The organism is Microcoleus sp. S1D4, assembly GCF_036700765.1.
Classification (GTDB): domain Bacteria; phylum Cyanobacteriota; class Cyanobacteriia; order Cyanobacteriales; family Microcoleaceae; genus Microcoleus.
Genome location: NZ_JAUBPP010000010.1, coordinates 147,242 through 160,610 on the forward strand (window position 1 = coordinate 147,242; position 13,369 = coordinate 160,610).

The 13,369-nt window shown below is 43.1% G+C and carries 5 protein-coding genes; all 5 read right to left on the reverse strand.

Going from position 1 to position 13,369, the window contains the following annotated elements:
- Positions 1-70: 70 nt before the first annotated feature.
- Positions 71-1,567 carry a hybrid sensor histidine kinase/response regulator gene (locus QT998_RS13010; RefSeq protein WP_333087300.1) on the reverse strand — a complete coding sequence of 499 codons (1,497 nt, stop codon included), beginning with the start codon at positions 1,565-1,567 and terminating at the stop codon, positions 71-73.
- Positions 1,568-1,573: 6 nt separating this feature from the next.
- Positions 1,574-7,672, reverse strand: a complete 6,099-nt coding sequence (locus tag QT998_RS13015) for a hybrid sensor histidine kinase/response regulator (RefSeq protein ID WP_333115378.1) — start codon at positions 7,670-7,672, stop codon at positions 1,574-1,576.
- Between the two features lie 406 nt (positions 7,673-8,078).
- Positions 8,079-8,957, reverse strand: coding sequence for a carbohydrate ABC transporter permease (locus tag QT998_RS13020; protein WP_333115375.1), 879 nt, complete (start codon positions 8,955-8,957; stop codon positions 8,079-8,081).
- Positions 8,958-9,140: 183 nt separating this feature from the next.
- Entirely contained in the window at positions 9,141-10,604 is a 1,464-nt protein-coding gene (locus QT998_RS13025) for a CIA30 family protein (protein WP_333115372.1), read from the reverse strand.
- A 96-nt stretch (positions 10,605-10,700) separates the two neighbouring features.
- On the reverse strand, positions 10,701-13,247 hold the full coding sequence (locus QT998_RS13030; RefSeq protein WP_333087295.1) for an ATP-binding protein: 2,547 nt from the start codon (positions 13,245-13,247) through the stop codon (positions 10,701-10,703).
- Between the last annotated feature and the right edge of the window lie 122 nt (positions 13,248-13,369).

Consider the following 13,369-nt stretch of genomic DNA (forward strand, 5'->3'; position numbering starts at 1 on the left):
CTACGAACGGCTTTTGTTATGGTAATTGACCGGATATGGTATGAATGCAAGATGTCTAATCTGCGATTGGTTAACGGCCTCCAATTTGGACACCGGAGGCCACCATTTGTCGCGCTTTTTGTCGGATTGGAAGTTCGATCGCAAATTCGGTTTCTTGGCCTGGTATCGAACAACACTGCAAACTGCCGCCGTGCTTTTCTGTGACAATGTGCCAGCTAATTGACAAGCCGATTCCGGTACCTTTGCCGATCGGCTTTGTGGTAAAAAATGGGTCAAAAATACGATCGCACAACTCCTTGGTCATTCCCGGCCCGCTGTCATAAATTTTAATAATTGCTGTGTTGGAGTTGCTGACTTTCGTACAAATCCGAATCACGTAGGGATTTGCTTTAATTTCCTCGAATTTTTTTTCACTGCAGGATTCTTCTATCGCATCGATCGCATTAGCTAAAATATTCATAAATACCTGATTGATTTCCCCGCCGCAGCACTCTACATTTTTTAAATTGGGGTCATACTCTTTAATAACTTCAATCGCGGGACGGTTCGCCTTAAATTTTAGCCGATTGTGCAAAATCATCAGCGTGCTGTCGATACCTTCATGAATATCAATCAACTCCATTTCTCGCCCTTCTTGCCGCGAAAAATACCGCAGAGACAGAATTATCTCGCGAATGCGATCGCCGCCTATCTGCATCGAGCTTAGTATTTTCATCAAATCTTGCTGAATGAATTCTAGCTCCACGGCTTCTGCTGTTGATGTTATTTCCGGTACCGGATCGGGATAGTGCTGTTGGTAAAGTTCGAGAACCTTGAGAAGATCTTCAGCATAATCGCGAACGTAATTGAGATTGCCGCAGATAAAATTCACCGGATTGTTAATTTCGTGAGCAATTCCTGCTACCATTTGCCCCAAAGCCGACATTTTTTCGCTTTGAATTAGTAGCGATTGAGCGTGCTTGAGATCGTGCAGGGACTTCTGCAAATTTTCCTGTATTTGTTGCCTGTGGTTAACCTCTGCTTGTAGCTGCAGGTTGGCTTGAGAAAGTTGCACAGTGCGATCGTCCACCCGTTGTTCCAACTCAGCAGCCAGTTGTTCCAAGTTAATTTGAGCTTGTTTGCGATCGACAATTTCCTGCTCCATCTGCACATTTTGCTGCTGAAATTTTTGAGTCAGCTTGCAGACGCTCAAATGCGCTTTAGCGCGAGCTAAAACTTCTTCATTTTGAATCGGCTTGGTAACGTAATCAACGGCCCCTAAACTAAATCCTTTTACCTTATCTTCCGTCTCATTCAGCGCGGTCATAAAAATCACCGGAATCTCTTTTGTCAAATCGCTAGCCTTCAAACGCCGGCAAGTTTCAAAACCGTCAATTCCCGGCATTAGCACGTCCAACAAAATCAAATCCGGCAGCGAGTATTCAGCTTTTTTGATAGCGCTCTCTCCCGTCCGCGCCACCAATACTTTAAACCCCGATTCCGTCAAAAAATCAAACAGCACTGCCAAATTATTCGGGTTATCATCAACGATCAAAATTGCGCTTTCTTCCCAAGATAAAATACTCATATTTCACTAATTCCTGTATTTTTCTACAAATTCTAAAATTTTTTCTTCTTCAAAACTTTTAGCTAATTGATTGAGATGGTTGGCGAAAGAGACATATTTAATATCAAGTTTTGCCAATTTTTCTGCTTGTTTTTGAATACCTCCTAAGTCACCCATCATGGCTAATTCAAAGAGTAAATCCATTTGCTCTGCCGGAGGAGCAATGATTTCTTCACGCTGAATTTGAGATTGGTTGTGAAAAACTTCAGATTCTGCGTTCGGGTATTGCAGCTCCTCACAAATCCATTCTAAGCCCAAATGAACTTGCAAGCAATTTAAAAGTTCCTCAGCCCGGATAGGCTTGGGAATAAAAGCATTGCATCCTGCTGCTAGACTTTCCTGCTTTTCCGCTTCCATAATACTAGCAGAAGTGCCGATTGCTACCACATTTTGTAGTTGGGGAAACTTGCGAATTTGGCGCATCGCTTCAAATCCGTCCATCACCGGCATCACCAAATCAATCAAAATACAATCCGGTTGAAATTCTAGAGCTTTATTCACACAATCTTGACCGTTGGTCGCCTCAATTATTTCAAAACCCAACGGTGCCAGCAGATGAATTAAAACCGAGCGATTTTCCCACCTATCGTCCGCTACTAAAATTTTCTTATGAGCACCCTTGAAACCCTTAATATTTTTGGGAGAATACTTATTATTTTTAGCTGGGTTTTCAACTGCCAGCAACTCCAATTCAAAGGAGAAAATGCTACCTCTGCCTAAAGTGCTTTCTACTTTCAATTCACCGCTCATAATCTCCACTAATTGGCTGCTAATCGCCAATCCTAAGCCTGTCCCCTCAGTATGGCGCGGACTATTACCTACCTGTTCAAAAGGTGCAAATATCTTTAGCAATTCATCGGCAGCGATGCCAATTCCCGTGTCTTCTACTTGAAACCGAATCTTCACGTTCGCAGTAAGGACTTCAGTCTGAGTTCCATCCTTTACACAATCGACTGCGGAGACCTTAAAAGTAACTCCACCCCTTTCAGTAAATTTAACTGCATTGCCAATTAAATTAATTAAAATTTGCCGTAACTTCTTTTCATCAGCCAAGATTATAGCGGGAAGAGATGAAAGATATTCGCAATTAAAAGCTATATTTTTTTGACCGGCTCGGATGCTAAAAATGGCAGTTATGCTTTGAATAAAATCGGGAAAATTAAATTCTGTTGGCACGAGTTCCATTCTTCTAGCTTCGATTTTAGAAAGGTCTAAAATATCCTCTATCAAAGCGAGCAAGTGTTCGCCACAGCGGTGAATAACGCCAATTCCCTCCTGTTGTTGGGCTGAGAAATGTTTGTCGCGCTTAAAGATTTGAGCGTAACCTAAAATGCCGTTGAGGGGCGTTCGCAATTCGTGGCTCATGTTAGCTAAAAATTCGCTTTTGGCGCGGCTGGCATCTCGCGCGTTGGCTTCTGCTTTTTGGCGTTCTTGAATTTCTTCGGAAAGCAGGGCATTTTTTTCGTTTAATTCTTGGGTGCGTTCTTTGACTTTTGCTTCTAGGGTAAGGTTGTATTCTGCTAGTTGTTGGTTCGCCGTTGCTAAGTTTGTGTAAAGGCGGGCATTTTCCAGGGCGATCGCAGCTTGGGAAGAAAGCAGTTTTAATACTTCCAAGCGATCGGGAGTAAAAGCGCCGGCGATTAAATTATTTTCTAAATAAAGGATGGCTGTTAATTTGCCTTGATAGACGATCGCCACGCATAACACCGATTTCGGCTGGTGTTCGATAATGTAGGGGTCGTTGTTGAAAATTGCTTCGCTGCTGGCATCGTGGAGGACAATATCTTCGAGAGTGCGATCGACCAAATTGATTACCGATCGCGGATACGCACAATCCAAGCCCGCGCTTGAGAGCACCCGCACATCTGCGCCCGCTTCTCCCGCAGCCTCAATCACAAAATCACCATTTTTCGGCGCGATCAGACACCCCGTTTGCGCCCCAGCATTTTCCAGCAAAATCCGCATCAATTTTGCCAGCAAAGCATCAAGAACAATTTCACCGGAGATGGCAAGAGATGCTTTCATAACTGTCGCGAAATCTAAAGCTTTGTGACTGCCAATAACGGTTGCCAAAGTTGCATTCACAGTCTGGTTACTCATTGTTAAACTTTCACTTTCCGGCATCCGTACAATTAACTGCGGATATCGTTCCTCCAAATCAGCAACCTTAGCATTCGCACCCCAGCGGATATAACCGTAGTAAGCGTCAGTCATGTAAACCTTAGCAACTTTCTCCCTACCGAGAGAGAGATAAAACTCGGCGGCTAATTCATTCGCTAAAGCTTCTTCCTGAATGTATCCCTGTTCGCCGGAATGTTGAATTGCGCGATCGTAATAATCCATCGCCCGGTCTTTTTCTCCCAACACCCGCGCCTTTTCGGCCTCAACTAATTCGTATTTATGCTGGTAATTCATGGGTGCGTGGTGCGCCCATTTCTGCATTTTTTCCTGATTCGCTGCTACCTGCATCAAGTGTTTTTCTTGTTCTGCACTGTCAGCCGTTGGATACACAGCGAGGAGTGCTAGCGAATAATAAAAATTGTGCGTACCGATCATCATGAAGCCAATTACTGCTGGTGCATATTCTGCCGCCAAAGATGCGTCAGCAACGGCTTCTTCTGGATTTTTAAATAAGTAATTAAGCAGCAGTTTAGCCAAATAAAACTTAAAAAGTGCCATTTTGTTATTAGTTCTTTGCAGCCTAGGCAACATTTCTGTTCTACTGAAATTTTCACCTATCAAGCGACAACTATTTTCTGGTTTGTTTCGCAAATTTAAAATTAGTTGACCCGAAATCTCCAGAAACTCTTTTGCAACTTCTTGTTTTAAATTTTGGACTAAATTAAAGTTATTTGCTTGTTTTTCTGCTACATTGTCTAATGGTTCTCCAATTAAAAATAAACACCAAAAAATGCTGTTCGTACAATAAGAAGTATATTCTAAATCTCCTGTTGCTAGACCGCTTTGTACCGCCTCGATCAAAGGTGCGATTGTCTCCCTGGCGTGGTCTTTCCAGTGCCGCACAAAAGTGTTAAACATATTATAAACTTTGCATTTCAGTTCTTTAGCATTGAATTGCTCTAATAACTTCAAACCTAGTTGTCCAGAATGATATCCACTGTCTATCTCTCCCAATGCGCCAGCCAGCAACAAGCCATACCAACTATATGCGATCGCCCCAAGTGCTGAATGACCCCGTTTAATCGAAAAATCCACCATTGTGAAGATTATCTGTGACAAGAGTTCTGGTTTGGCGACAAAAACAGGAGAAATAACAGCCGAAAGTATCCGCATTGCGGCCAACTGATAGCTATCAGTCATTATCGGAACATTTTCTAGTTCCTCAAGCTGAGGTAATTTAATCCCAGTCAGACCTTTGGGGGGGATTTCTGACAGGAAAAACCCCAATATTTTCAAAGCTTTTAAACCAGTATCAATGGCTTCAATCATCTGGTTTTGAGACATATAAGACTGGATTTGGAGTTCGTAAACCTTAACTTGGTCGAGCCGGTTTGTCGCGTGTTGCAACACGATATCTGCTAATTCTTGCGATCGCCCAAAGTTAGTATTGAGATATTCAGCCTCCGCTGCTTCTACGTGCAGGTTCAGCGTCAAGTCATAATCCGTCTGCCAACTTGACCCTATACTTACGGGGGACTGAGGAGAATTAATCAGTTCCAAACCGACATTCAAATATCTGACAGCAGCTTCGTAAGCATTGGATGCTTTAGCTTTTTTACCAGCAATCAGATTCAGTTTTGCCAGTTCATCTTTTGCGGATTTTTCTGTGAGTAATTCAACACCAAAATTCAGTTGATTGACAATATCAAAGACATTTTCTTCAATCTCGGAGACGGGAGTATTCTCCAGCAGCAGTTGACCGATTTTTAGGTGCGTTGCTTGCTTGGCCTCATCGGGAATCAAAGAATAAGCTGCTTGCTGCACTCTGTCGTGCAAAAACTTGTAGCCAACCTTAACATCTTGCAGCCCCGACAGCCCCGTTTCCGAACCTTCAAAAACCAAGGGAATTTTGTAATCGTTGCTCAGCGGCAAAATTAGCCCTGCCTGAAGAGCATCCCAGAGACTTAATGCTGTTTCTTTTTGAGATTTTTGGCTGACAATTGCCAGGACTTCTAAATTAAACCGGTTGCCAATACAGGCCGCTAATTTTAAGGCTGACTGCGCTGCAGCGGACAACTTCCGAATATTTAGAGCGATTAACTCTACGACATTGCAGTCAGTAATCCCGATTGCTTGGATGTGCCCGATATCCCACTGCCACCTACTCGATGGAAAATCGTAAACTAACAGTGTTTCTTGATAAAGAGTTCTGATTAACTGAGTCAGAAAGAAGGGATTTCCTTGAGTTTTGTTAAAAAGTAGCTCTGCTAAAACTTTGATGTTTGGGGAAATTTGGCTTTCTAAAGTTTCGGAAATTAATTGCTCTACATGACTCAAATCTAAGGAATTCAAAACAATATTGCTGACTTTTTCTGGAAGTCCTGCCTCAGTTTTTTGGATGTTTTCGATGGTTTGAGTCAGCGGATGGGTGGCGCTGACTTCGTTATCTCGATAGGCTCCAATTAGCAGCAAATATTTGCTTTCTGAATCGGTCACTAGCAGTTCAATGAATTTCAGCGATGCGGAATCTGCCCACTGCAAATCGTCGAGAAAAACAACTAGCGGGTGTTGTTTGGCAGTAAAAACGCTAATGAATTGTTTAAACACCAGATTAAATCGGTTTTGCGATTCTGTCGGCCCCAATTGCGGGACTTCCGGCTGTTTCCCGATAATTAGTTCGACTTCGGGAATCACGTCTATGACAACTTTGCCGTTAGTTCCCAAAGCGGCTAGCAATTTTTGTTTCCAAGCTTGGATAGATGCTGCACTTTCTGTTAGCAATTGCCGAATCAATGACTGGAATGCTTGAATCAGAGAAGCGTAGGGAATGTTGCGCTTGAATTGGTCAAATTTACCAGAAATGAAATAGCCTCGCTGCCGAACAATGGGTTTTTGAACTTCATTTACTAAGCAAGATTTGCCGATACCGGAATAACCGGAAACGAGGATTATTTCTACGCCAGCATGGGAATTTGTATTGTTTTCTACACCGCTAACTCGGTTAAAGGCGGCTAGTAAAGCGGCGACTTCAGCTTCTCTACCGTAGAGTTTTTGGGGGATGAGGAGTTGACCGGCGCGATCGGCATTTCCGGCAGTAAAATCAGATATATTGCCAGTAGCTTGTAGTTGCACCAGACAAGTTTCGAGGTCAAATCTCAGCCCGTCAGCGCTTTGATACCTATCTTCCGCCATCTTCGCCAACAGCTTCATCACGATGGCAGAGATTGCTTCGGGGATTTCCGGCTTCAAACTGCGGGGAGTGGGGGGGATTTTAGCGATGTGACAGTGAACTAATTCTAAAGGGTCGATCGCCCTAAACGGCAATTCACCAGTCAGCATCTCGTAAAAAGTAACACCCAAGGAATAGAAATCGCTGCGGTAATCAATAGCGCGATTCATTCTGCCAGTTTGTTCCGGCGAAATATAAGCTAACGTACCTTCGAGCAAATTGGGATAACTAGCCGTTGCGTTTTCTCTAACCAAGCGCGAGGAGATGCTGAAGTCAGTAATTTTGACCCGATCGCTTTCTGGATTGATGATGATATTCTGCGGTTTAATATCTTTGTGTATTATTTGGTTTTGATGAATTTTACCCAAACTTTTTGCCAGCGCCACGGCTATTTCGAGGAAATGTTTTAAGTTGAGTTTGGTTGAGATTAAAAAATCAGATAAAGCTAATCCGCCCAAGTCTTCTAATATCAGCGCCACACCATTGTGATTGGTTTCTGTGCGGTAGCAATTAACAATTTCTTCGAGGTTTTTCAGATAGTTTCGGATTTGATATTCGTGCCTCAAGCGGGTAATCTCTTCCAGAGTTGGATACTCGCTTTTCAGGGTTTTGATGATTACTGGCAAATTGTGTTTTTGCCAGATTCCCCGATAAATCACAGTATTGACACCAGAGTAAATTTTTTCTGTGATTTGATAGCCTGTCAGTAAAATCATAGTTTAATACATTTGAATTTAAAGGGTTTGCAGCCAATTTGCACGCGTTGTACTGTTGACGAAAGTTAAGTAGTTGTGTGAGAGGGGTGGTCGGCGCGGTCGATCGCAAAACGTCCGAGATATACTCAAGCTTAGTCTAAGTCTTACAGCTTTGTCATTGGCTATTTAACTTAATCTTTAAACAGGCTTGGGACTGGCGTATAATTGGGAACAAGTAATGTGCTAAATTTTACTTAAATGAGATTCGGCGGTTTCAACCGCCGTCTTATCTTCTTCCTAATGACTAATGACCAATGACCAATGACCAATGACCAATGACCAATGACCAATGACTAATGACCAATGACTAATGACTCATGACCAATGACCAATGACTAATGACTAATGACTAATGACTAATGACTCCTCAATCATTGCGAGTCAAACCCTGAAGGCTAACTTGCAAAACCGACAAACCTAAAATCAGCAAAAATAACACTAGGGCGATGGTACAAGCATAACCAATTTCCAAATCCTTAAAAGCCCGTTCGTAAAGATAATAAACAACAGTCTTAGAACTATTGCGAGGGCCGCCCTGAGTCATAATATAAACTTCTTCAAAAACCTTAGTAGCAGAAATCGCCGAAATCACCGCCACCAAAACTAAATAAGGCTTCATCAGCGGCACAGTAATATCCCAGTGTTTCCGCAAACCTTCCGAACCATCAATCGCAGCAGCTTCGTAAAGTTCTGCCGGAATAGATTGCAGCCCCGCCAAATAAATCACCATGTAATAACCCAACCCTTTCCAGATAGTAACTGCCATCACGCTAAAGAGTACCACCTTGGGGTTTGCCAGCCAAGAAACCGGAGGCAAACCCAACATTTCCCCGAACTGATTCAGCAATCCAGTTTCAGCAAACAGCCACTTCCAAGCAATCCCGGCGACAACCATCGAAATCACCGCAGGCGTGTAGTATGCTGCGCGGAACCAGTTCATCCCCCGCAGCTTTTGATTGCACAAAATGGCCATTCCCAGCGGTAGAACAACCAATACAGGCACTACACAGATCAGATACAGCAGCGTATTGGTCAAAGTTTGCCAAAAAGTGCGATCGCGCCACAACCGATCGAAATTCTTCAAACCCACCCACTGAGGCATTTGAGTTAAATCGTATTCGTAATTAGTAAAACTCAAATAAAAAGCTTGCACCGCCGGCCACAAAACCGTTAAAGTCAAAATAAATAAAGCCGGAAACAAAAACAAATAAGGCGTCAGATTTCGTCGGGAAAAATTCAAATGCATAAATTAGTTGTTATTGGTTATTAGTTATTAGTTATTATTTTACTCATCATACCAAATCTAGTTTCATCGGAATGATTAAACCGCGAAGACGCGAAAAGCGCGAAGGAAGAACTGCATCTTCTTCTTCCTCTTCCTTCGTGTTCTTTGCGTCTTCGCGGTTCGTTTAATCTTATTCCATGATTGTTATTTCACTCCAGAAAACAAACCCTCCCAATCTCCCGGAGAACGAGAATTTTCCCCCTCTTTCACCTCAAAAGTAACCTTACAAGCCTGCGGTTCTGACAAAGCTTGCACGCACAATTCTGCAATATCTTCCCGACTAACTTTACCTCGAATATTGTCTCCTTGCTCGAATATCAAAGCTTTGCCGCCCGCTTCTTCAGTCAAAGCACAAGGTCTGACAACAGTATAAGGTATGCCGCTCGATCGCACGCAATCCTCACCTTTCAACTTCCAAGTCAAAATCCCCCCCAACATATCATTCATCCTGACAGCCGGCGGTTCCTCTTCCAAATTAAGTCCAGGGCGGCCCGGGCGCGTCACTCCAGCCGAACTCACCATCACAAATCGCGGCAAATTCTGCCCGCCATCAGCTTTAATAGATTCTAATTCCAGTTGAAAAACGCCCGGTGTAAATTTGGGATTCAGCCCGCCGTCGTATTCAAATTTGCTCAGCATTAACTGAAAAGAATAAATATTGCTCGGATCTAATTTCGAGCCATCTTTCACAGTTTTCGCCCGGAATACTGGAATTAACTGATCGAAGGCAACGGTGACAGTAATCCAAGTATTGTAAACAGTATCAAACGAATAGCTATAGCCAATACCATCCCATTTAGCCTCGCTGCGGACAATCAACTTGTAGCGCTTACCATCCCCTTTTACCCGCAGTTGGAGGCCGCTAAATCCTGTGAGATTAAGGGGAGAATCGAAGTTTCGCGTGCGGACGGAAGCAAAGCCGCCGGAGTTTGCGGTGGAAACATTGCCGGTGAAGATAGCTGTACAGTCTGTAAGGACGATCGAACTTTCGCTAGTGCCGCCCATCACAACATCGTCGAGAGCGCCCCAAGTTTCTTTTAAATCTTGGGTAGGTTTTGTGAAGTCAAAAATTATTTTTTCGCCTGCTTTAACGAGCTGGCTGCGAACAGCTTGCACTAAATTATTGATGCCTTTGTATTCAACTATTTCGGGAACATCCACAACTTCCGGCATATAAAACTTGATGCCTTGATAGTATTTTTCCCTGTTTGGGGTGTCTCCTTCTACAGGTTGAACTTTGGTGCCGGTGCAGCAGATAACTGCATCTACTCCCTCGGTTACTAAGGGCGTTAGCGTCTCGGCGAGAGTGATATCTGCTTCGACTAATTCGACATTTTTGCCGAGAATTTCTGTTGCTCTTTTAGTATCTCTGACGAGACAGCGGACTTTATATCCCCGCTGTTGCAGCCGCTTGACAACTCGCTTTCCCACCCCGCCAGTCGCACCGGCTACGAGTACGAGTTTGGGTTCGTCTTTTTTCTGGTTGCTGCTGCTTCCGAACAGTTGTTGCAGCCAGCTAATGCTGCCAATGAAGGGAATAACGCCGAAATAAGCCAAGGTTTTGACAAATCTGCCGGCATCCCATTGGGCGGTATTTTTTTCTGTCACAGTCGCTTCCTCAAATTTGGCTCAAATCTACTTAGCTGCTTTTGTATTTTAGTCGAATTTTCGATTTGTGGATTTGGGGGGCGATCGCACTTTTTTTCATTTGACAATCGGTTTCGGATAAATTTGTCTCAGCGGAATCTCAATAATCAACTCGGTTCCCTCTCCGGGGGCAGAAATGCAGCTCAATTTGCCGCCGTGTTGTTTCACCACAATTTCCCAGGAAATTGCCAAACCTATTCCTGCACCTTTACCCACCGGTTTCGTGGAAAAAAACGGCTCAAATATTTTATGGCGGACTGTTTCTTCCATACCCCAACCGTTGTCCTCGATCCGAACTTTTACGGCTTTTTCTTCCATACAAACTTCTGTCACGATCCGAATTTGTCCGCTCTTGGCTGGCTCTTCTTTGCCGCTGCGCTGCGACGATAAGTGCTTGTTGACAAAGGCATCTTCTAGGGCATCAATTGCATTTGTCAGCACATTCATAAACACTTGGTTAATCTCAACTGCGTAACACTCAACCAAAGGCAGAGAGCCATATTCTTTGATGAGATGAATTGCAGGGCGATTCCCTACGGGATAGCTTTGCTTCACGGGCTTCGGCTTAAGTCGGTTGCTCAAAATCAACAAAGCGCTGTCCAATCCATCGTGAATGTCAACTGGTTTAATTTCTGCTTCGTCAATTCTAGAGAAATTTCGCAGCGACTGAACTATCTCGCGGATGCGGTTAGCTCCTACTTTCATTGAACCCAGCAACTTCGGTAAGTCTTCAACTATAAACTCTACTTCTGCTGCTTCTATTTCTACTTTGATTTCTGGCGAAGGTGAGGGATAGTGCTGTTCGTAAAGTTGCAATAAATTGATGAGTTTTTCGCTGTATTCGTTGGCATAGGTAAGATTTCCGTAAATGAAATTAATCGGGTTAGTGACTTCATAGGCTACCGCCGCCACCAACTGTCCCAAACTCGACATTCTTTCGCTTTGCACCAATTGAGTTTGAGCGCGCTTAAGCTCAGACATCGCTATTTTTAAATGAGCGGTTTTTTCGCGTTCTCTGGCGACTGATGCTTCTAATGCTGTATTTAATTTGTTGAGTTTTTCGGCTTGGCGCAGCACTATATTAATCATTGCTTTTTTTAATTCCAATGCTGCCTCTATTTCGCATTGTTTCCAAGGCAATGATTGGCAACTAACATTTTCTTTCCACAGCTCGAAGGATTTGCGAGGAGACAGTCTGGGGCTGCCATCTTCATCTATTTCAAGTTTTTTGTTGGGGTTTCCCGCCCAATTGACTGTCTGAATTACTTCTGGGCGAAACCACAAAACGTATATTTTTTGAATGGGCGATATTGCTACGGCTAAACACCCGCTGACTGTATCTTTAAAAGCCTCAGCTTCTGGATATAATTTAGTCAACGAGTCTGTATAAAATATTTCTTTTTTGAGGTTTTTTTGCACCCACTTAGTTAAGTATTTAAGAGATTCTCCTTGAGGTGTTTGTCCGATTCGATAGCAATTGTCTCCAAACATTATTGCTGCTCCCTGGGCGTTGACTGCTTCCAGCAAATTGTGCTGGCATTTACCGAACACTTCTGACAAGTTTTCGGCGGTTGATATGTCTTCAAAAATCTTGCTTTGAATGGATCTTAAATAAAGTTTGTAGTCATAGTCTTCGTTTCCTTCTTTTGATTGCAGTTCTAAGGACATTACTTGTCCGATAAATTCGCAGGCTGCGCGCACTTCATAGTTGAGATATTTTGGTGTATAGTTGTGGCAAGCAATCAATCCCCACAGTTTTTGATCTTTGATTAATGAAATTGACATCGAAGCTGTCACACCCATATTTTGCAGGTATTCTATGTGAATGGGAGAAACGCTTCTCAATACGCAAAAACTGAGGTCTGCAGGTTCGTTGGGAATAGAATTGTTGCCGGAGATGAGGGGAACTGGTTGATAATTAATATCGGGAATCAACCTCAACCAATTTAACGAATACAGTTTTCGGGCTTGTTTGGGAATATCTGTATTGGGGTAGTTTAATCCTAAGAAAGGAGTCAGATTTTCTGCTTTGTCTTCGGCGATGACAGCGCCGTTCCCGTCGGGGTCAAATTGATAGACCATTACTCTATCAAATTTGGAAATTTTTCTGATTTCTTTTACAGTTTGCTGACATAAATTTTGGAGATTTGTGGCGTTTTGAATTTGGCTGATAGTGGATCTCACTGAATGATAAAAGCTAAAGACCGAAAGACTTTCTGTGGTAGTGGCTAATTCTAATTCGACCATCAAAACTCCTTCTATTCGGTGGAGTATGCAGTCAAAATCTAATGATTTTCCTGCTTTTTCGACGGAAACTTTAATGGGATTGACAGTTTTTAAGTTTTCCTTTTCCAAACAGGCGTTGAATTTTTCTAGCTGAGCGCGATCGAATAATAAGCTCAAATTTTGACCGATCGCACTTTTGGCATCGAATCCCAACAACTCTTGTGCATTTTCGCTAACTTGCAGTATTTCTAGTTCAGGTTCTCGCACAACAATTAGCACGCCGTGTGGCTGAATGTGTCCCGATAGGTGAATGGGCTCTTTGTCGCAGTTTGTCAAGTCAACTTCTTCGAGTGCTGGGATTGTGATTTGTCGATTCATTTTCTCTATTTGGTTCTGTAAAATTTTGAGAGGGTTCTATAGATTTGAGATTTGAGTCGTGGGGGCGGGTTGATATCTCTAAACTGGTAGATTGATTTGTTGGTGAGGGGAGCCCCTACTAC